The organism is Streptomyces sp. NPDC058796, assembly GCF_042745235.1.
Lineage (GTDB): Bacteria > Actinomycetota > Actinomycetes > Streptomycetales > Streptomycetaceae > Streptomyces.
Genome location: NZ_JBHYOP010000001.1, coordinates 631232 through 652484 on the forward strand (window position 1 = coordinate 631232; position 21253 = coordinate 652484).

15 protein-coding genes are annotated in these 21253 nt (G+C 72.4%); 2 read left to right on the forward strand and 13 right to left on the reverse strand.

Translation table 11 applies throughout. From position 1 onward, the window contains the following. Positions 1-96: 96 nt before the first annotated feature. The 4 genes from hemW to lepA all read right to left on the reverse strand — a co-directional run bounded on the left by hemW (position 97) and on the right by lepA (position 7676). A complete protein-coding gene (hemW, locus tag ACFW47_RS02875; RefSeq protein ID WP_386278813.1) occupies positions 97-1329 on the reverse strand; it encodes a radical SAM family heme chaperone HemW in 1233 nt (410 codons plus the stop codon). Between the two features lie 43 nt (positions 1330-1372). After that, positions 1373-3439 (reverse strand): SpoIIE family protein phosphatase, encoded by a 2067-nt coding sequence (locus tag ACFW47_RS02880; protein WP_386304524.1) that lies wholly within the window; start codon positions 3437-3439, stop codon positions 1373-1375. 195 nt (positions 3440-3634) lie between these two features. Next, on the reverse strand, positions 3635-5512 hold the full coding sequence (locus ACFW47_RS02885) for an AMP-dependent synthetase/ligase (RefSeq protein WP_386304527.1): 1878 nt from the start codon (positions 5510-5512) through the stop codon (positions 3635-3637). Positions 5513-5807: 295 nt separating this feature from the next. Further along, positions 5808-7676 (reverse strand): translation elongation factor 4, encoded by a 1869-nt coding sequence (gene lepA / locus ACFW47_RS02890; RefSeq protein WP_386278807.1) that lies wholly within the window; start codon positions 7674-7676, stop codon positions 5808-5810. A 253-nt stretch (positions 7677-7929) separates the two neighbouring features. On the opposite strand from lepA, the gene rpsT reads away from it, so the two are divergent. After that, complete coding sequence (rpsT, locus tag ACFW47_RS02895) at positions 7930-8196, forward strand: 30S ribosomal protein S20 (RefSeq protein WP_030180898.1); 267 nt, start codon at positions 7930-7932, stop codon at positions 8194-8196. A 198-nt stretch (positions 8197-8394) separates the two neighbouring features. Here rpsT and holA read toward each other — a convergent pair whose 3' ends face one another. From holA to ACFW47_RS02915, 4 genes are all read right to left on the reverse strand, one after another. Beyond that, positions 8395-9384: a DNA polymerase III subunit delta gene (gene holA, locus ACFW47_RS02900; protein ID WP_386278804.1), complete on the reverse strand. Its 990-nt coding sequence runs from the start codon at positions 9382-9384 to the stop codon at positions 8395-8397. Between the two features lie 42 nt (positions 9385-9426). After that, the gene (locus tag ACFW47_RS02905) at positions 9427-9672 is read right to left on the reverse strand and encodes a hypothetical protein (protein WP_386278802.1); all 246 of its coding nucleotides are present in this window, start codon (positions 9670-9672) and stop codon (positions 9427-9429) included. Positions 9673-9687: 15 nt separating this feature from the next. Next, entirely contained in the window at positions 9688-10569 is an 882-nt protein-coding gene (locus ACFW47_RS02910; RefSeq protein ID WP_386278800.1) for a YceI family protein, read from the reverse strand. A gap of 149 nt (positions 10570-10718) precedes the next feature. Then, positions 10719-11564 (reverse strand): arylamine N-acetyltransferase, encoded by an 846-nt coding sequence (locus ACFW47_RS02915; protein WP_386304529.1) that lies wholly within the window; start codon positions 11562-11564, stop codon positions 10719-10721. A 126-nt stretch (positions 11565-11690) separates the two neighbouring features. On the opposite strand from ACFW47_RS02915, the gene ACFW47_RS02920 reads away from it, so the two are divergent. Further along, entirely contained in the window at positions 11691-12314 is a 624-nt protein-coding gene (locus ACFW47_RS02920) for a histidine phosphatase family protein (protein WP_386304531.1), read from the forward strand. 44 nt (positions 12315-12358) lie between these two features. Here the strand turns inward: ACFW47_RS02920 and ACFW47_RS02925 are convergent, their stop codons facing one another. The 5 genes from ACFW47_RS02925 to leuS form a co-directional block, all read right to left on the reverse strand. After that, positions 12359-14989, reverse strand: coding sequence for a ComEC/Rec2 family competence protein (locus ACFW47_RS02925; protein WP_386278794.1), 2631 nt, complete (start codon positions 14987-14989; stop codon positions 12359-12361). Then, positions 14986-16008, reverse strand: coding sequence for a helix-hairpin-helix domain-containing protein (locus ACFW47_RS02930; protein ID WP_386304533.1), 1023 nt, complete (start codon positions 16006-16008; stop codon positions 14986-14988). Before ACFW47_RS02930 ends, ACFW47_RS02925 begins: the two co-directional genes overlap by 4 nt. 127 nt (positions 16009-16135) lie before the next feature. Continuing rightward, positions 16136-16981 (reverse strand): DegV family protein, encoded by an 846-nt coding sequence (locus tag ACFW47_RS02935; RefSeq protein WP_386278790.1) that lies wholly within the window; start codon positions 16979-16981, stop codon positions 16136-16138. A gap of 72 nt (positions 16982-17053) precedes the next feature. Next, positions 17054-17788 (reverse strand): hypothetical protein, encoded by a 735-nt coding sequence (locus tag ACFW47_RS02940; RefSeq protein WP_386278788.1) that lies wholly within the window; start codon positions 17786-17788, stop codon positions 17054-17056. A gap of 180 nt (positions 17789-17968) precedes the next feature. After that, entirely contained in the window at positions 17969-20848 is a 2880-nt protein-coding gene (gene leuS / locus ACFW47_RS02945) for a leucine--tRNA ligase (RefSeq protein WP_386278786.1), read from the reverse strand. Positions 20849-21253 lie beyond the last annotated feature (405 nt).

Here is a 21253-nt window from a genome sequence, read left to right on the forward strand (position 1 = left end):
GTGGCCCTCCACATCCGCCGCGTCCTTTTGGCGGCAGCCTACGAACTAGAGTAGGGACCGAACCCGCGTTCAGCAGGCATTCACTCACCCGAGTGATCAGTCCACCAGGTCCCGCACCACCGCGTCCGCCAGCAGCCGCCCGCGCAGAGTCAGCACGGCTCGGCCGTCCTCGTACGGTCCCGCCTGCAACAGCCCCTCCGACAGCGCCCGCCGGGCCGCCGCGAGCCCCGGCTCCCGCAGCAGGGACAGCGGGACGCCCTCCCGCAGGCGCAGCTCCAGCAGGACGCGCTCCACGCGCCGGTCCTCGTCCGACAGGACCTCACGCCCGGCCCCCGGCGACTTGCCTGCCGCCAGCGCCCCCGCGTACGCCCCCGGGTGCTTCACGTTCCACCAGCGCACCCCGCCCACGTGGGAGTGTGCGCCCGGCCCCGCGCCCCACCAGTCGGCGCCCCGCCAGTACAGCTCGTTGTGCAGGCAGCGCCCGGCGTCGGAGGTGGCCCAGTTGGACACCTCGTACCAGTCGAAGCCCGCCGCGGCGAGGGTCTCCTCGGCGATCAGGTAGCGGTCGGCGTGGACGTCGTCGTCGGTCATGGGGACCTCGCCGCGCCGGATGCGGCGGGCGAGCTGGGTGCCCTCCTCGACGATCAGGGCGTACGCGGAGACGTGGTCGGGTCCGGCACCGAGCGCGGCGTCCAGGGAGGCGCGCCAGTCGTCGTCGGTCTCGCCGGGGGTGCCGTAGATCAGGTCGAGGTTGACGTGGTCGAAGCCGGCCGCGCGGGCCTCGGCGACGCACGCCTCGGGGCGGCCGGGGGTGTGGGTGCGGTCCAGGATCTTCAGCACGTGCTGCTTGGCGCTCTGCATGCCGAAGGAGATCCGGTTGAAGCCGCCCTCGCGGAGGGTGGCGAGGTACGCCGGGTCGACGGACTCCGGGTTGGCCTCCGTCGTGATCTCCGCGTCCGGTGCGAGACCGAACTCGTCGCGGATCGCGTGCAGCATCCGCACCAGGTCACCGGCGGCCAGCAGGGTGGGCGTACCGCCGCCGACGAAGACCGTGCGGACCTCACGGGGGTCGTCGCCGAGCACCTTGCGGGCGAGGCGGATCTCGTCGGTCAACGTCTCGGCGTAGTTGTCGCGGGAGGCCAGGACGCCACCGGTGCCGCGCAGCTCGGTCGCGGTGTAGGTGTTGAAGTCGCAGTAGCCGCAGCGGGTCGCGCAGTACGGGACGTGCAGGTAGAAGCCGAGGGGGCGGTCGGCGGCGCCGGCGAGCGCGGACGCCGGGAGGGCGCCGTCGGCGGGGACGGGCTCGCCGTCGGGGAGTGCGGAGGGCATGCGTTCCATTGTCCCGTACGGCGGCTGCTGCTCGGTTGCCCGGCTACTCGGCCCGGAGCACCAGCAGCGCCAGGTCGTCCTCGGGAGGCCGGGCCCCGAACTCGTGCACCAGCCGCCTGATCCGCTCCGCGACCAGCCCGGCGTCCAGGCCCGCGCACCCGGCGAGGGCCGTGGCCAGCCCGTCCCCGTCGTCGAACTGGCGGGAGCCGCTGCGCCGCTCGGTGACCCCGTCCGTCACACACAGGAGGGTGTCGCCGGAGCACAGCTCGAAGGTCTCGCTCGTGTACGTGGCGTCCTCGACGACGCCGAGCAGGGTCTGCGGCTCGGCGACCGTGCGGACGGTGCCGTCGGGGCCGAGGAGGAGGGGCAGCGGGTGGCCGGCGGAGGCGAGGGTGCAGCGTACGCCGTCGTCGTGGGGGACCAGTTCGCCGTAGAGGAGGGACAGGAAGCGGGTCTGGGGTCCGTCGCCCGGGGCAACCGGTGGGCCGCCCGCGGCGACCAGGGCGCGGGCGGCGGCGTCGGCGGCCTCGGTGGCGTCGTCGAGGAGGAGCTGGTTGAGGCGGTCCAGGACGTCGGGGACGCCGTACTCCTCGCGGGCCAGCAGCCGCAGCCAGGGCCGGGCGAGCCCGATGACGACGGCGGCCTCGGGGCCCTTGCCCTGGACGTCGCCGAGGGCGAAGCACCAGCGGCCGTCGCCGGCCGGGAAGAGGTCGTAGAAGTCGCCGCTGGGGCCGCCCTTGTCGCACGGTTCGTGGACGAGGGCGCTGCGCACGCCGGGGATCTCGGCGACGGCGCCGGGCAGCAGGCCGCGCTGGAGGACGGCGCTGATGGTGGCCTGGCGGGCGTACTGACGGGCGGCGCCGATGGCGAGCGCGACACGGCGGCTGAGGTCCTCCACGAGGCCGGTGATCTCGTCGGGGAAGCCTGCGGGGCCGGTCCGTCCGATGACCAGGGTGCCCAGCGGCCGGCCCCCGGCGACCAGGCGGTAGGCGAGCGCGGCTCCGCGGGTGCCGTCCGGGCCGAGCGCCTCGCCGGGCCAGGGGTGGGCGACGGGGCCGGAGCGCCACGGGTCGCGCGGGCGGGGCGGGTCCTTCTCCAGGGCGCGGCGCAGTTCCTCGATGCGGCTCTCGCTGCCGTGCCAGACGCGGGCCAGCCGCGCGCCCACGACCGCGCCGGGGGTGTCGCTCCAGGCACCCCGGCCCAGGGACTCGTCCTCCAGCCACACCGCGCACCAGTCGGCGAGGCGCGGCACGATCAGCTGGCCGGTGAGGGAGGCGACCAGGTCCTCGTCGAGCTGCCCGGCCAGCAGGTCGGAGGCCTCGGCGAGGAAGGACAGGGCGCCGTGGCCCAGCCACTCGCGGTCACGGAGACCGCGCCGGGCGGTGCCGTCCCGGCCGTCCCGCCGGCCCGCCCACTGCTGGGGGTCGGAGCGGTCGGGGAACGCCGTGGGCCGTGAGTGCTCGGGTTCCGGGCGGTCGGGGCCGGGGGGTTCCGTGCGGTCCGGGGCCCGGTGGCCGCCGGGGACCGGGTCCGGGTCCGGCGCGAACGGCAGGTCACGCCCCTGCGCGTACGCCTCGACCCGCTCGGCCGATTCCGCCACCGCTTCCGCGCCCGCGGCCCGCAACCGCGCCCAGACCGTCTTGGTGCCCGGCCGGTAGGTGATGCCCCAGGCCTCCGCGAGCGCGGCGACGAGGCGCAGGCCCCGGCCGTACTCGGGGGTCTCGTGCGGCGTCTCCCGGTCGCCGCTCCTCGGCGCCCGGGACGGGTGGTGGTCCGTGGCCTCGACGACGAGGGTGCCCGTCTCCTCCAGCCGGCAGACCACCTCGACGTCGGTGCCCGCGTGCACGACGGCGTTGGTGACCAGTTCGCTGACGGCCACCAGAGCGTCGGCGGCCAGGTGCTCGGTCAGCTGCTCCGTGCCGGGCAGGCCGAGGGCGGACCAGTCGGCCAGCGCCGCCCGCACCATGGCCCGGGCCGCGCCCGGCGCGAGGGAGCTGCCGAGCAGGGTCACGTGTGCCCGCGCGCACTCCTGGACGGACACGCCGGCAGGGTGCGCGGGCGCCCCTGTGGTGCGGGACACGGTCTCCCGTTGCGTCGGAATGGCCCCCATGGACGGCTCCCCGGGCAGTGCGTGCGCATGCTTCGCGGTCAATGCCGACAGAGTGACAGACCGGTCCCGTCCACAAGCGCGGAGTTACCGAAGTGGGTCGCCATGGGTGAGATCCGTGGTAGGCGAATGCTCGAACACGGCCGGAAGCCGGTCAGTTCCGGGCATTCGCCGTACGGACCACGACGTTCGCCCGCGCTACGCCTCCCGCGAGCCCTCGTACATCTCCTCGATCAGGTGCTTGTACTCCCGCTCCACGACCGGCCGCTTCAGCTTCAGGCTGGGCGTGATCTCGCCGTGCTCGACGTCGAGGTCGCGGGGCAGCAGGCGGAACTTCTTGATGGTCTGCCAGCGCTGGAGACCCTCGTTGAGCTGCCTGACGTAGCCGTCGACCATCTCCACGGTGACGGGCGCCGCGACGATCTCCGCGTACGGCTTGCCCTCCAGGCCGTTCTCCTTGGCCCACTCGGTGATGGCGATCTCGTCGAGGGCGATGAGCGCGGTGCAGAAGTTCCGGTCGGCGCCGTGGACGAGGATGTTGGAGACGTAGGGGCAGACCGCCTTGAACTGGCCCTCTACCTCGGCGGGCGCGATGTACTTGCCGCCCGACGTCTTGATCAGGTCCTTCTTGCGGTCGGTGATGCGCAGGTAGCCGTCGGGCGAGAGTTCGCCGATGTCGCCGGTGTGGAACCAGCCGTCGGACTCCAGGACCTCGGCGGTCTTCTCGGGCAGCTTGTGGTAGCCCTCCATGATGCCGGGGCCGCGCAGCAGGATCTCGCCGTCGTCGGCGATGCGCACCTCGGTGCCGGGCAGCGGCTTGCCGACGGTGCCGGTGCGGTAGGCCTCGCCCGGGTTCACCAAGGACGCGGCGGAGGACTCGGTGAGGCCGTAGCCCTCCAGGATGTGGATGCCGGCGCCGGCGAAGAAGTAGCCGATCTCCGGGGCGAGGGCGGCCGAGCCCGAGACGCAGGCGCGCAGGTTGCCGCCGAAGGCCTCGCGGATCTTGGCGTACACCAGCTTGTCGGCGACGGCGTGCTTGGTGCGCAGGCCGGCGGGGGCGCTCGCGGTGCCGGTGCGCTTGAAGTTGTCCTGGGTGACCTTGGCGTACTCGCGGGCGACCCCGGCGGCCCACTGGAAGATCTTGTACTTGGCCCCGCCGCCCGCGCGGGCCTTGGCGGCGACCCCGTTGTAGACCTTCTCGAAGATGCGGGGCACGGCCGCCATGTAGGTCGGCTGGACCACCGGCAGATTCTCGATGATCTTGTCGACGCGGCCGTCGACGGCGGTCACGTGACCGGCCTCGATCTGGCCGGAGGTGAGCACCTTGCCGAAGACGTGCGCCAGCGGCAGCCACAGGTACTGCACGTCGCCCTCGGTGACCAGGCCGGTCGCCGCGATCGCCTTCGCCATGTACGACCAGTTGTCGTGCGGGAGGCGGACGCCCTTGGGCCGGCCGGTGGTGCCGGAGGTGTAGATGAGGGTGGCGAGCTGGTCCTTGGTGAGCGCGCCGACCCGCTTCCTGACCAGTTCCGGGTCCTGCTCCAGGCGGGCGGCGCCCCGGCGCTCCAGCTCGTCGAGGGTGAGGACCCAGTCCTCGGAGGTGTCGGCGCCGGCCGCGTCGACGACCACGACGTGGGTGAGCTCGGGCAGCTCGGCCCGCTTCTCCCTGGCCTTGGCCAGCTGGGCGGCGTCCTCCGCGATCAGCACCCGGCTCTCGGAGTCGGAGAGGATGTACGCCGACTCCTCCGCGTTGGTCTGCGGGTAGACGGTGGTCGTCGCGGCGCCGGCGCACATGATGCCGAGGTCGGCCAGGATCCACTCGATGCGGGTGGAGGAGGCCAGAGCCACGCGCTGCTCGGGCTGCACGCCCAGTTCGATGAGGCCGGCCGCGATCGCGTAGACGCGCTCGGCCGCCTGCGCCCAGGTCAGCGACTTCCAGTCGTCCGGGCCGTCACCCGACGCGGACGGCACCGGGTAGCGGTACGCCTCGGCGTCCGGCGTGGCCGCCACCCGCTCCAGGAAGAGCCCCGCCACGGAGGGCGGACGGTTCTCGATCAGTGTCTGTGTGTCGCTCACGACATCCTCCGTGGGCCCGCGACGGTGCGGCTTGCTCAGGTGCGGCTGGATTCACTCTCGGGCGGTGGTCGGGCAGGGGGTCGGACGGTTGCCCGATCACTTGTTTAACTCACGAGTAACTACGGGGCAGGCATCAGAGTAAAGGGCGAGTGGCCTCGGCGTAAGAGTCCGCGCCCTGTCACTTCCTACAGATGCGCGCCCGTGACATGCGAAGGGACCCGCCGCACTTTCGTACGACGGGCCCCTTCGCGTCCGTTTCGCCCGGACTCGGCGTGCGGCGCGTGCGGCCTGGCGGCTACTTCTTGCCCTTGCCCGACCCCGCGCTGTCGTCGCTCGACAGCACCGCGATGAAGGCCTCCTGCGGAACCTCCACGGAACCCACCATCTTCATCCGCTTCTTGCCTTCCTTCTGCTTCTCCAGCAGCTTCCGCTTGCGGGAGATGTCACCGCCGTAGCACTTGGCGAGGACGTCCTTGCGGATGGCGCGGATGGTCTCGCGGGCGATCACCCGGGAGCCGATGGCGGCCTGCACCGGCACCTCGAAGGCCTGCCTCGGGATCAGCTCCTTGAGCTTGGCGACGAGCCGGACGCCGTACGCGTACGCCTGGTCCTTGTGGGTGATCGCCGAGAAGGCGTCGACCTTGTCGCCGTGCAGCAGGATGTCGACCTTGACCAGGCTGGAGGTCTGCTCGCCGGTGGGCTCGTAGTCCAGGGAGGCGTAGCCGCGGGTCTTGGACTTCAGCTGGTCGAAGAAGTCGAAGACGATCTCCGCGAGCGGGAGGGTGTAGCGGATCTCCACCCGGTCCTCGGAGAGGTAGTCCATGCCGAGCAGGGTGCCGCGCCGGGTCTGGCACAGCTCCATGATGGCGCCGATGAACTCGGTCGGCGCCAGGATCGTGGCGCGCACGACCGGCTCGTAGACCTCGTTGATCTTGCCCTCGGGGAACTCGCTCGGGTTGGTGACCTCGACCTCGGTGCCGTCCTCCATGACCACGCGGTAGACCACGTTGGGCGCGGTGGCGATCAGGTCGAGGCCGAACTCGCGCTCCAGCCGCTCGCGGATCACGTCGAGGTGGAGCAGGCCGAGGAAGCCGACGCGGAAGCCGAAGCCGAGGGCGGCGGAGGTCTCCGGCTCGTAGACCAGCGCGGCGTCGTTGAGCTGGAGCTTGTCCAGGGCCTCGCGCAGCAGCGGGTAGTCGGAGCCGTCCAGCGGGTACAGGCCGGAGAAGACCATGGGCCTGGGGTCCTTGTAGCCGCCGAGCGCCTCCTCGGCGCCCTTGTGCTGGCTGGTGACGGTGTCACCGACCTTGGACTGGCGGACGTCCTTCACACCGGTGATCAGGTAGCCCACCTCACCGACGCCCAGACCGTCGGCGGAGAGCATCTCCGGCGAGTTGGTGCCGATCTCCAGCAGCTCGTGCGTGGCGCCGGTGGACATCATCCGGATGCGCTCGCGCTTGTTGAGCTGGCCGTCGATGACACGGACGTACGTCACGACACCGCGGTAGGAGTCGTAGACCGAGTCGAAGATCATCGCGCGGGCGGGAGCGTCCTTGACGCCGACCGGCGCGGGGACCTCGGCGACGACCTTGTCCAGCAGGGCGTCGACGCCGAGGCCGGTCTTGGCGGAGACCTTGAGCACGTCGTCGGGGTCGCAGCCGACCAGGTTGGCGAGCTCCTCGGAGAACTTCTCGGGCTGCGCGGCCGGCAGGTCGATCTTGTTCAGCACGGGGATGATCGTGAGGTCGTTCTCCATCGCCAGGTAGAGGTTGGCGAGGGTCTGGGCCTCGATGCCCTGGGCGGCGTCGACGAGGAGGATGGTGCCCTCGCAGGCGGCCAGCGACCGCGAGACCTCGTAGGTGAAGTCGACGTGCCCCGGGGTGTCGATCATGTTGAGGATGTGCGTGCTGCTCTTGTCGTGGGTGGGGGCCCACGGCAGTCGCACCGCCTGGGACTTGATCGTGATGCCGCGCTCGCGCTCGATGTCCATGCGGTCGAGGTACTGGGCGCGCATCTGCCGCTGTTCGACCACACCGGTCAGCTGGAGCATCCGGTCGGCGAGCGTGGACTTGCCGTGGTCGATGTGCGCGATGATGCAGAAATTGCGGATCAGAGCCGGGTCGGTACGGCTCGGCTCGGGCACATGGCTAGGGATCGCGGGCACGCAGGGTCCTGATTCTTGAGGCGTCCGCAGTGTCTGCGGTCTCGGGTCGGATCGATACGTAGCCTCCATCGTCCCACGGGTGGGGCGCCGGGATGGGTTTGGGAGGGGTTGAGGCCGGGTTTGGGCGGGCCGAGCGGCCGCTGGTAGTGTGGGTGGCTGTGTCTCATGCCCTCTCAGCGCGAGGCACTCCTTCAAGAAATTCACCGGCACGGGACCTTCGCGGCCTCGTGCCTGAACCTGCAAAGGCTCATTCGTGGCGAACATCAAGTCCCAGATCAAGCGGAACAAGACCAACGAGAAGGCCCGGCTGCGCAACAAGGCCGTCAAGTCCTCTCTGAAGACCGCGATCCGCAAGGCTCGTGAGGCCGCTGCCGCGGGCGACGTCGAGAAGGCCACCGAGTACCAGCGCGTTGCCTCGCGCCAGCTCGACAAGGCCGTCTCCAAGGGCGTCATCCACAAGAACCAGGCCGCCAACAAGAAGTCGGCCCTGGCCCAGAAGGTCGGCGCCCTCAAGGGCTGAACCCCTAATCTGGTCTGATCGCCGGAAGGACCCAGGGCGGGCCCTCTCTCATCCGCCCCCGTCCGGCACCCAGGATCCATGCGCGGCCTGCGTTCGCCACGCGGGCATGGATCCGCGAGCTTGATCCGAAGGCCCCGGTGGCCGTCCTTCCCCAGGACGCACGCCGGGGCCTTCGGTACGAGCGGCTGTCCGACCGGGTTACGCGCGTCCCCGTGAACGGGCCGCCCGCGCGATGGTCACCACGCACTTCTCCAGGGCGTACTCGGGGTCGTCCCCGCTGCCCTTCACACCCGCGTCCGCCTCGGCCACCGCGCGCAGGGCCACCGAGACGCCGTCCGGGGTCCAGCCGCGCATCTGCTGCCGGACTCGGTCGATCTTCCACGGCGGCATGCCCAGCTCGCGGGCGAGGTCGGCGGGGCGGCCGCCGCGGGCGGAGGAGAGCTTGCCGATGGCCCGCACGCCCTGCGCGAGCGCGCTGGTGATCAGCACCGGCGCCACTCCGGTCGCCAGGGACCAGCGCAGCGCCTCCAGGGCCTCCGCCGCCCGCCCCTCGACCGCGCGGTCGGCGACCGTGAAGCTGGAGGCCTCGGCCCGCCCGGTGTAGTACCGCCCGACGACGGCCTCGTCGATCGTGCCCTCGATGTCGGCGGTCAGCTGGGACACCGCCGAGGCCAGCTCCCTGAGGTCGCTGCCGATCGCGTCGACCAGCGCCTGGCACGCCTCCGGGGTGGCGGACCGTCCGGCGGTGCGGAACTCCGTCCGCACGAAGGCCAGCCGGTCCGCGGGCTTCGTCATCTTGGCGCACGCCACCTCGCGGGCGCCCGCCTTGCGCGCGGCGTCCAGCAGGCCCTTGCCCTTGGCGCCGCCCGCGTGCAGCAGTACGAGGGTGATCTCCTCGGCGGGCGTGCCGAGGTAGGCCTTGACGTCCTTGACCGTGTCGGCGGACAGGTCCTGCGCATTGCGTACGACGACGACCTTGCGCTCGGCGAAGAGCGAGGGGCTGGTGAGCTCGGCGAGCGTGCCGGGCTGCAGCTGGTCGGGGGTCAGGTCGCGTACGTCCGTGTCGGCGTCGGCGGCCCTCGCGGCGGCCACCACCTCCTGCACGGCACGGTCGAGCAGGAGGTCCTCCTGGCCCACGGCAAGGGTCACCGGGGCGAGAGGGTCGTCGTTCGCAGTCTTCCTGGCCATCGCGACAAGCATCGCATGCGCCACTGACAGCGGCGGCGTGTCCTACGGCTCCTCGCGCCAGCCCTCCCACTCCCCCGCGAACGCGTCCAGCTCGCCGGGGTCCAGGGCCTCGCTCTCGTCCCGCAGGACGACGAGCCACTGGGCGTCCTCGGCGTCGTCCTCGCCGGCCAGCGCGTCCCTCAGGATCCGCGGTTCCTCGTCGATCCCGAACCGCTCCCCGAGCTCCTGGACGAGCTCCTGGGCGGCATCGCGGTCGGGCAGCACCAGCACATGTCTCACATCACTCACGGGTGCCATTGTCGGTCAGCCCTTGGGCACGATCTGCACGTCGAGGTCGATGCGGATGCTGGGCCCGACGACGGCGATGCCGCGCGCCAGCATCGTCTGCCAGCTGACCGTGAAGTCGTCGCGGTGCAGCTCGGTGGTGGCGCGGCAGGCCGCCCGGGTCTCGCCCTCCATGCCGTTGCCGAGGCCGAGGTACTCGGCGTCCAGCGTGACCGTGCGCGTCACGCCGTGCAGCGACAGAGCGCCGGTCACGGCCCAGCGGTTGCCGCCCCGGTGCGTGAACTTCTCGCTGTAGAACTCCAGCGTCGGGTACCGCTGCACGTCCAGGAAGTCCGCGGACCTCAGGTGGTCGTCGCGCATCTTCACGTTGGTGTCGATGGACGCCGCGTCCATCACCACGTGCATCGCCGACTGCTCCATGTCCTCGGCGATCCGCACCGCGCCCGCGAACGCGTTGAAGCGGCCGTGGATGCGGGCCAGACCGATGTGCCGCGCGGTGAACGCGATCGAGGAGTGGGTCGGCTCGATCTCCCAGTCGCCCGGCGCGGGCAGCTCCGGGGGCTGGGCCACCTGCAGCGTCACGTCACCGAGCGACGCCAGCGCGTCCTCGGTGACCGTCGCGGACGCCCGGTAGGGCGTGTAGCCGTCGGCGGACACGGCGAGCCGGTACTCCCCCGCGGGCACCGTCGCCACGAACGACCCGAACGGGTCCGTCCCGCCGCCGACCACCTTGCGCCCCATGGTGTCGCTGACCGCGAACTCCGCGTTCGCCACCGGCTCGTTGACCGGGTCGAGGACCCGGCAGCTGAGCACTCCCGCGTTCGGCGGCGTTCGCACCGCGGCCAGGGGTCCCGTCCGTTGCATCCGCTTCGTACGGTTCCCCGGCAAGCGGCCGATCATCTGCGACACCCTCTGTGTGACGTGGAAAAGACTGGTTGACGAAGAAACATTCGATCACCATTGGGGCTTTCGAGGCAACACGGGGCCACATCGCGGGAAAGCGGCGATGTGCTGTGGGTACGTACGAGTAGCTCCCGTGTGCCCCGGTTTCAGGGCTCCCGACCGGGTTTCTCACGTGCGGGCACAGCGGGCACCCGGTCGAGGCGGACACCGAAGAGGTCCCGGTACACCCCCAGCACCTCCTCGTCCGTCGCCACCTCACGCACCTCCCGTCCCCCGCCGGCGGCGGTCGTCGTGAGCCTGCGCCCGCTGAGCGTGACCCGCCCTCCGTCCTCCGTGAGCCGCGAGCACACCGGGGACTGGAGGAAGTGCGACCGGGGCGAGGTGCTGTGCCACCACGCACCGGCCACGAAGTCGCCGAGCACCCTCGGGCGCGACTCCAGCCGGTACACGGGCTTCCCGTCGCACAGCACGTCCAGGTCGGCAGCGCGGGCCGCGTCGTGCCCGCCGCGCACCCCGGCCGCGTCCGGCCCCGCCGCCATCCGGAACGTCCCCCCGGGGTCCTCCTGCTCACCCCGCTGACCGAACTCCAGCGGACCGTGACTGTGCGCCCCGAACCCGACGTCCGCCAGCCAGTCGCCCGCGTCCGCCGTGCGCACCAGCAGCGCCAGGTGGTCGTACGGGATCCCGAGCACGCCCCCGTCCCCGTACACCCGCGCCGCGAGCAGCGTGACCTCGTACCCGAGCGCGGACAGCAACGTGCCGAAAAGCCCGTTGAGTTCGTAGCAGAACCCGCCCCGCCGCGCGCCCACGACCTTCTCCAGCAGCCGCGCCTCCTCCAGCACGATCTCCTCGCCCAGGTGGACGGACAGGTTCTCGAAGGGCACCGTCCGCAGATGGCGCAGATGCAGCTCGCGCAGGGCGTCGAGGGTGGGCCGGGCCGGAGCCCCGGCTCCGAGCCGGCGGAGGTAGGCGTCGACGTGTGATGTCTCCATGCCAGCAGTCTCCCGGAGTTGGCTCCTTGACGAGCAGGCCGAGCAGGCCGAGCTGACGGAACCGGCGATGCAGGACGAGGCGTCCATCGGTGCACAAGATCGCTGGTGGACATGGAGGAGCCTTCGATGACCGGCACAGCCAGCCGATACCTCTGTCTGGTCCGGCACGGCGAGGCGTCGTCGGGCGGGAGCGGGCTGACGGAGAACGGCCGCCGGCAAGCCGTGCTGCTCGGCCGACGCCTCCGGGACATCCCCTTCGCTGCCGTTCACCACGGCCCGCTGCCCCGGGCCGAACAGACCGCACGTCTCATCGGTGACCAGCTGGGGAACGTTCCTCTCCACGTCTCGGAAGTCGCCGGTGACTACGTTCCTCACGTGCCGGTCAGGGACGAGCTCCCGGTGGAGTCGGCGGACTTCTGCCTCCGCTTCCTCGCCGGTGCCACCAAGGAGGAGCGGAAGCACGGACCCGCGCTCGCCCGCCGGGCGCTGGACATGTTCACCGGGCCGGTGGACGGTGAACAGGACCGGCACGAACTGGTCGTCACCCACAACTTCCTGATCGCCTGGCTCGTACGGGACGCCATGCACGCGCCGCCGTGGCGCTGGCTCGGCCTCAACCACGGCAACGCCGCGCTCACGGTCATCCGGTACGCGCCCGGCCGGCCCGCCTCCGTCCTCACCACCAACGACATGCGCCACCTGCCCACCGAGCTGCGCTGGACCGGCTTTCCCCCCGAGGTGCACATCTGAGGGTGCTCATAGCGCGTGGTTCCGCCCGGCAGCCGCCCGTTCCCTCAGTCACCCGCCACCCGCAGCGCCTCCCCCGTGCCGGTGACCGCCAGCGCCCCGTCCCGGTCCGTGCGCAGCACCGTCGCGCCCCGCGAGCGCAGCGCGGCGACGGTGGCCGGCGCGGGGTGGCCGTAGGTGTTGTCCTCACCGCAGCTGATGAGCGCCAGCCGCGGGGCCACCCGCCGTATGAGGCCGGGGTCCTGGTGGGCGGAGCCGTGATGGGCGACCTTCAGCACGTCGACCTCCTCCAGGGCCGCGGCGGCCGGTGATCTCGCCAGGGCCTGCTGGGCCGGGGGCTCCAGGTCTCCGAGCAGCAGCAGACGCAGGCCCGCCGTCCGCACCAGGAGGGTGACGCTGGCGTCGTTGGGGCCTTCCGTGCTCGGTGGCGGGGGCGTGGGCGAACCCGGCGACGCGGCGGCCGGTGGTGTGCTCGGGGGCGGCCACACCACCTCCCAGGACAGCGGGCCGGTCCGCCGTCGTTCTCCGGCGGTGGCGTGCCGCAGGGGGATCTGTCGGGCCGCCGCCTGTCTGCGCACGGACTCCGCCTGGTCGGCGGGCTCTTCCAGGGCAGTCGTCTCGATCGCGCCCACCGAGCGTCCCCGCAGCACCCCGGGCAGTCCCGCCACGTGGTCGGCGTGGAAGTGGGTCAGCACCACGAGTGGGACGCGGGTGATGCCGAGTGAGCGCAGGCAGTGGTCGGCCAGCGCCGGGTCGGGTCCGGCGTCCACGACGACGGCCGTGTCGTCGCCCGCCGCGAGGACCAGGGCGTCGCCCTGTCCGACGTCGCACATCACCATCCGCCATCCTGGTGGGGGCCACCCGGCGATCACCCGGGTCAGCGGGAGCGGCTGCACCACCGCCAGTGCCAGCACCACCGCGCAGACACCGCACCACCATGGGTGCCTGAGCAGCCGTCGGCCGAGGAACAGCACCGCCACCGTGACGAGGGCGAGCAGCGCCGCGCCCGGCCAGCTGCCCGGCCAGTCCACTCCCGCGCCGGGCAGCGCGGCGCCGGTGCGGGCGATCCCCGCGATCCACTCGGCCGGCCAGCCGCCGCACCAGGCCAGCGCCTTGGCCAACGGCATCGCCGACGGTGCCGTCGCGAGGGCCGCGAAGCCCAGCACCGTGGCCGGCGCCACCGCGAACTCCGCGAGCAGGTTGCACGGCACCGCGACCAGACTCACCCGCGCCGACAGCACGGCGACGACCGGCGCGCACACGGCCTGCGCCGCGCCCGCGGCGGCCAGTGCCTCGGCGGGCCGGGGCGGGACACCGCGTCGGCGCAGTGCCGCGCTCCAGCGCGGGGCGAGGGTGAGCAGGGCGCCGGTGGCCAGCACGGAGAGCAGGAAACCGTAACTGCGGGCCAGCCACGGGTCGTACAGCACCAGCAGCAGGACCGCCGTCGCCAGCGCCGGGAGCAGGGATCTGCGGCGTCCGGTGGCCAGGGCGAGCAGGGCGACGGTTCCGCAGGCGGCGGCACGCAGCACGCTCGGGTCGGGGCGGCACACCACGACGAAGGCCAGTGCGAGGACCCCGCCGAGCAGCGCGGTCGTCCGCAGGGAGATGCCGAGGCGTGGCGCCAGTCCCCGGCGTTCGCTGCGCTGGGCCAGTCCGGGCGGTCCGAGCAGCAGCGCCAGCACGATCGTGAAGTTGGCCCCGGACACGGCCAGCGTGTGCGCGAGGTCGGTCTCCTTGAACGCCTCCTCCAGCTCGGGTGTGATGCGTGAGGTGTCCCCGACGACCAGCCCCGGCAGCAGGGCTCGCGCATCCGCCGGCAGACCGTCGGTGGCCTCCCGCAGACCCGCCCGCAGTCGTCCCGCGAGCCGTTGCGCGTCCGACGGACCGGCCACCACCTCGGGCGCCTTGCCCCCGCCGCGTACCCGCAGCACGGCGGCGATGCGGTCGCCGCGCGTCCTCGGCGGTGCCGTGCGGGCGGTGACGCGGAGCCGCGTGGTGGGCAGGAGCTCCAGCCACCGGGCGGCGCCGGCCCCTGCCTTGACCGACTCGTCGCTCCCGCCCACGTCGACGAGCATCAGCACCGGCGTCCGTGTCCGCACCTCCCTTCCGCCGCTCTCGGTCACCCGTACGTCGCCCTCGATCAGTACGGTGGGCGGCACGGCACGGTTCCCCCGGATCCTGGGCCGGGTGAGGCGGGGGTCGGCGGTGATCTCGACCTCCGCGGTGACGGTGGCGTACTGCCGGGCCAGTGCCGGTACCGGACCGCGCCGCAGGTCGGCGCCGTGCAGCGCGGCCGAGGCCGCGGAGGCGGCGACGCAGAGGAGGAGGGCGGCGACCGAGGCCCGGAACCGCCCCGGTCCGGGCCCGCGTGTCCGTGTCCTCAGCAGCAGGAGGGCGGCCGCCGACAGACCGGCCGTCACCGCGCCCACGGCCCACCCCGCCGGCGCGTCCAGCAGCAGCGCCGCCGTGGCCCAGGCGGCGAGCGCGGGCGGGACCAGCCGCAGGTCCGCGGGGCCCTCCTGCCGGGGGTGGGCAGCCCCGAGCCGGTGCCCGGAGGCGGCGTGCACGGGGGCGCGCGGAGGTGCCGAGCCGTTGGCAGAGGTCCGCTGCGGGTCCGGGCGGGCGGTGCCGGTGCCACCGGCGGCGCTCGCCTGTGCCTCGTCCGTCCCGGTGCTCATGGCCGCACGAGATTCCGCAGGTCGGCGAAGCGGTGGTCGCCGATACCGTTGACCTCGCGCAACTGGTCGACCGAGCGGAAACCGCCGTTCCGAGTGCGGTAGTCGATGATGTGCTGGGCCAGCACCGGGCCGACGCCCGGGAGGGTGTCGAGCTGGTCGGCGGTCGCCGTGTTGAGGGAAACCGGTGCCGTGGGAGCCGCCGGTCCGACCGCCGCGCCACTCGGGCCGGCCCCCGCGGACTGCGCCGGAGCGCCGACGATCACCTGCTCGCCGTCCACGAGGAAGCGGGCGCGGTTCAGGCCGTCGGTCTTCGTGCCGGGCCGTACTCCCCCGGCGGCGCGCAGGGCGTCCTCGACCCGTGAACCGGCCGGGAGGCGGTGGACCCCGGGCTCGCGCACCTTGCCGCCGACATCCACCACGATCTCGGCCCCGGCCGTCGCCGGCGCTGTGCCCGTCGGCGTGTCGGTGGCCGCCCGCCCGTCGGCCGCCTCGCTCTGCTCCCCGGCACCGTAAGCCGCCGCCTCCCGCACCACCTCGGGCGCGGAGACCGGCTGGGTGCGGCCGGTCCAGAAGTGCTGCACGGCGAAGACCGCGGCGACCACGAGCAGGACCGTGAGCGCGACCGCGCTGCGCCGCTCCATCCCGCACCGGGTCTGCAGCCACACCGGCACCCGCTCCCGCAGCGCCTGCCCGGCGCGCTCGCGCCAGGTGAGCGCGCCGGCGGCCGGGAGGGCGACCGGACCCGGTGCGGTTCCCGCCCTGCCCGGCTCCCTCTCCTGCTCCCCGCCCGGCGGTCCCTTCCCCGTCTCCCCCCGCACACCGGCGCCTTCGCCGAAGATCGCCTCCGCGCGGAGGCGGAGGTCCTCCGGCGGCGGACGGTGACGCCCGTGGCGCGGGCCGCCGGGTGGACCGGAACGGGAACGGAGTGCGCGGCGGTGGCGGGCACGGCCGTCCGAGGCCGGTCCGCGGCCGGGGCCGCTGGTCGCCTGCGGTGTACCTGTGCGTGATCGAAGAGCCATGCGACGAGGATGAGGGCACCTCGTCACGCTGCGGTGATCATGCTCGATTCCGGGGGACTACCAACGGGTTGTGGACAACTCCGGCCCTCACACGAGTGATACGAAGCGTCCCGGGTGACGCGCCGCGTCAACGCGACGAGACCACGACCCCCAACAGCCCCGGCCCCGTGTGCGCCCCGATCACCGCGCCGACCTCGCTCACATGCAGGTCGGTCAGTTCCGGCACCCGCTCCCGCAGGCGTTCCGCCAGGGCCGACGCCCGGTCGGGCGCGGCGAGATGGTGGACGGCGATGTCGACGGGCGCACTGCCCGCGCGCTCGGCGACGATCTCCTCCAGCCGGGCGATGGCCCTGGACGCCGTACGGACCTTCTCCAGGGGTTCGATGCGGCCGTCGGCCAGCTGCAGCAGGGGCTTCACCGCGAGCGCGGAGCCGAACAGGGCCTGGGCGGCTCCGATCCGGCCGCCCCGGCGGAGATAGTCCAGCGTGTCGACGTAGAAGTAGGCGGAGGTGCCCGCGGCCCGCTTCTCCGCTGCCGTGACCGCCTCGTCCACGGTGCCGCCCGCCTCCGCCGTCTCCGCCGCGGCGAGCGCGCAGAACCCGAGGGCCATCGCGATCATGCCGGTGTCCACGACCCGCACCGGCACCGGCGCTTCGCGCGCGGCGACGACGGCCGCGTCGTGGGTGCCGGAGAGCTCCGCGGAGAGGTGGAGGGAGACGATGGCGTCGGCACCGGATTCGGCGATGCGGCGGTAGGTCTCGGCGAAGAGCTCGGGCGCGGGGCGGGAGGTGGTGACCGGGCGCCGTTTCTGCAGGGCCTGGGCCAGCGAACGGGTCGAGATCTCGGTGCCCTCTTCCAGTGCCCTGTCGCCCAGGACGACGGTCAGGGGTACCGCGGTGATGCCGTGCCGCTCCATCGTCCGGGCCGGGAGGTAGGCCGTTGAATCGGTGACGATCGCGACATGGCGGGACATGAGCTGGAGGTTACCTGCCGTAGCGCCCACACGGCAGCCCGGCCCCGACGACCGGCGCTCGCAGGGCTGTGATCAGGTCGTGTTCTCCGGACGGGCCTTCTTCTGCCAGGGGTACACGGGGCTCGGGCCGGGTGGGGTGATGGCGGGCCGCGCGGGCTCCTCCGCCGGCTGCGGCCGCGGGTCCTTCGGCCAACTCTGCGCGGCGGGCGGGGCGTCGGCGGCCGGGGCCTCGGGCCAGGACGGCGGCGCCGCGGCGGGCTCCGTCTCGGTCCAGTGCCGCAGCGCACCGGCCTCGACGTCGATCTGGGCGCTGAGCGAGTCCAGGTCGTCGTCGGCGAAGCGGCGGGCCCGGTCGCGGGCCGCCCAGCGCAGGGACTCCGCCGACCGGGTGATGCGCTCGGTGCGTTCCCGCAGCTCGGGCAGGCGCTGGGCGAGCGTGGCACGGTCGGGCTCGGACTCCAGCCGCCTGAGCTCCCCGTCCAGTTCGAAACCGTGCGCGCTGAGCCGCTCGAAGAGGCCCAGGGACTCCTTGAGGGACTCGTCCTCGGCGACGCCCGCGTGCAGGGCGTCCTGCGTGGCCCGCATCGACGTGCGCAACGTCAGCCGCAGCTGGGCGAGCTCGGCGGCCGGGCCGACCTGGACCAAGGACTTGGCGCGCAGGGTGTGGTCCTCGACCGTGCGGCGGGCCTGGGTGATGCCGCGGTCCACGCTGCGCTTGGCGGCGCCGACGGCCTTCACCGTGGCGTAGACGCCGAGCACGACGGCGAGCAGGAAGAGCAGGGCGAAGACTGTGATGGCTGCTTCCACGAAGCTCCTCCTCCGAGTGTCCGGCCCGCCGGCCGGCAGGCCGGCAGACCACGGCACTCTCCGCGCCGTTCTTCCACGGTAAACGCAGCGGGCAGGCCCCAGGTTCCGACGGAACCCCGAACCTGCCCGCACACATCCCTGAAACGGCCCGTAGGGGGCCGCCCTACTCGGACGCCCGCCTCACGCCGGAACGATGTTCACCAGCTTCGGCGCCCGCACGATCACCTTCCGGATCCCGGCGCCGCCCAGCGCGGCCACGACCTTCTCGTCGGCCAGCGCCGCCTTCTCCAGGTCCTCGTCGGAGACGGACGGGGAGACCTCCAGGCGCGCCTTGACCTTGCCCTTGATCTGGACGACGCAGGTCACGGTCTCGTCGACCACGTACGCCGGGTCGGCCACCGGGAAGTCCTGGTGGACGACCGAGTCGGTGTGGCCCAGCTTGCGCCACAGTTCCTCGGCGACGTGCGGGGCCAGCGGCGCGACCAGCAGCACCAGGCGCTCGGCGACGGTGCGCGGGACCGGGCCGCCCACCTTCGTCAGGTGGTTGTTCAGCTCGGTGACCTTGGCGATCGCGGTGTTGAACCGCATGCCCTCCAGGTCCTGCCGCACGCCGTCGATGGCCTTGTGCAGGGCGCGCAGGGTGTCCTCGTCGGCCTCGGTGTCGACGACGGTGACCTCGCCCGTCGACTCGTCGACGATGTTGCGCCACAGCCGCTGCAGCAGCCGGAACTGGCCGACCACCGCGCGGGTGTCCCAGGGGCGGGACACGTCCAGCGGGCCCATGGCCATCTCGTACAGGCGCAGGGTGTCCGCACCGTACTCGGCGCAGATCTCGTCCGGGGTGACCGCGTTCTTCAGGGACTTGCCCATCTTGCCCAGCAGCCGGGAGACCTTCTCGCCCTGGTAGAAGTACGCCCCGTCGCGCTCCTCGACCTCGGCGGCGGGCACGGCGATGCCGCGCGCGTCGCGGTAGACGTACGCCTGGATCATGCCCTGGTTGAACAGCTTGTGGAACGGTTCGGCCGAGGAGACGTGCCCCAGGTCGAACAGGACCTTGGACCAGAAGCGGGCGTACAGCAGGTGCAGCACCGCGTGCTCGGCGCCGCCGACGTACAGGTCGACGCCGCCGTGCGGCAGGCCCTCGCGCGGGCCCATCCAGTACTGCTCGATCTCGGGGTCGACCAGCTTCTCGCCGTTGTGCGGGTCCAGGTAGCGCAGCTCGTACCAGCAGGAGCCGGCCCAGTTGGGCATGGTGTTGGTCTCGCGCCGGTACTTCTTCGGCCCGTCGCCCAGGTCCAGGGTGACGTTGACCCAGTCCTCGTTGCGGGACAGCGGCGTCTCGGGCCGGGTGTCGGCGTCGTCGGGGTCGAAGGTGCGCGGGGAGTAGTCCTCGACCTCCGGCAGCTCCAGGGGCAGCATCGACTCGGGCAGGGCGTGGGCGATGCCGTCCTCGTCGTAGACGATCGGGAAGGGCTCGCCCCAGTAGCGCTGGCGGCTGAACAGCCAGTCGCGCAGGCGGAAGTTGACGGTGCCGCGGCCGGTACCGGAACGCTCCAGCCACTCGGTGACGCGGGCCTTGGCCTCGACGACACCCAGGCCGTCCAGGGAGACGTCCGCACCGGAGGAGTTCACGATCCTGGCGTCGTACGATGCGAACGCCTCGTCCCAGGTCGACGTGTCCGTGCCCCGGCCGTCCGTCGGCTCGACGACGCAGCGGATCGGCAGCTCGAAGGCGCGCGCGAACTCGAAGTCACGGGCGTCGTGCGCCGGGACCGCCATGATCGCGCCGGTGCCGTACCCCATCAGCACGTAGTCGGCGATGAAGACCGGAACCTGCTCGCCGTTGACCGGGTTGGTCGCGTACGCGCCGACGAAGACGCCGGTCTTGTCCTTGGCCTCGGCCTGCCGCTCGACGTCGGACTTGGACGCGGCCTGCGCGCGGTAGGCGGCGACGGCCTCGGTCGGGGTGGCGTGGCCGCCGGTCCACGCGTCGTGGGTGCCCTCGGGCCAGGCGGCCGGGGTGAACTTCTCGACCAGCGGGTGCTCGGGCGCCAGCACCATGTAGGTGGCGCCGAACAGGGTGTCGGGGCGGGTGGTGAAGACGGTGATGTTCTCGCCGTCGATCGGGAAGTCGACGCGGGCGCCCTCGGAGCGGCCGATCCAGTTGCGCTGCTGCAGCTTGATGGCCTCGGGCCAGTCCAGCTCGTCCAGGTCGTCCAGCAGCCGGTCGGCGTAGGCGGTGATGCGCATGTTCCACTGGCGCAGCTTGGACTTGAAGACGGGGAAGTTGCCGCGCTCGGAGCGGCCGTCGGCGGTGACCTCCTCGTTGGCCAGCACGGTGCCCAGGCCGGGGCACCAGTTGACGGGCGCGTCGGAGGCGTAGGCCAGGCGGTACTCGCCCAGGACGTCGGCGCGCTCGCCGTCGGTCAGCTCGTCCCAGGAACGGTCGCCGGGAACGGCGCGCTCACCGGACTCGAACTGGGCGACCAGCTCGGAGATCGGGCGGGCCTTTTTCGCCTCGTCGTCGTACCAGGAGTTGAAGATCTGCAGGAAGATCCACTGGGTCCACTTGTAGTACTCCGGGTCGATCGTGGCGAACGACCGGCGGTTGTCGTGGCCCAGGCCCAGCCGGCGCAGCTGGCTCTGCATGTTCTTGATGTTGGCCTCGGTGGACACGCGCGGGTGCGTGCCGGTCTGCACGGCGTACTGCTCGGCGGGCAGGCCGAAGGCGTCGAAGCCCAGGGTGTGCAGGACGTTGTGGCCGGTCATCCGCTGGAAGCGGGCGAAGACGTCGGTGGCGATGTAGCCCAGGGGGTGGCCGACGTGCAGGCCCGCGCCCGAGGGGTACGGGAACATGTCCATGATGAACTTCTTGGGCCGGGCGACCACCTCCGGGTCGCCCGCCAGGTCACCCTTGGGGTTCGGCGCGGCGTACGTCCCCTCGGCGTCCCAGAAGTCCTGCCAGCGTGCCTCGATCTCGGCGGCCATGGCCGCCGTGTAGCGGTGCGGCGCGGCGTCCGCCGTCACGGGGGCGGTCGCCGCGGGGTTCGTCTCGCTCATGATCCTCAAAGCTCCATCGATCGTCTCTGCCAGCGGCTGCGACCTTCAAGACCAGCGGCTGCGATTGCCGGGAAATGAAAAATCCCCTCGCACAGGAGGGGACGCCGCGCCGATTCCGACCGCCGGAACGGGACCGGGGTCGGGACTGATCAGCGCGGCTCGCTAAGCAGAAGGCGTACGGCACGCATGGCGTCAGGGTACCGCAGTCGCCGCGCGGGCCGCGACGGGCTTCCGGCAACCTGAACCAAGGTCAAAGGTTACTTCGCGTAACGACCACTAAGGGGACAACACCACGAGCGCATTGTCGTTTGATAACAACGCAATAACTCAAACCTCGTACTCACGGGTATGGCGCCACTTAGAGTGCGGCAGCGGGACCGCTTTCCCGAACCGCTCGGAGTCGCC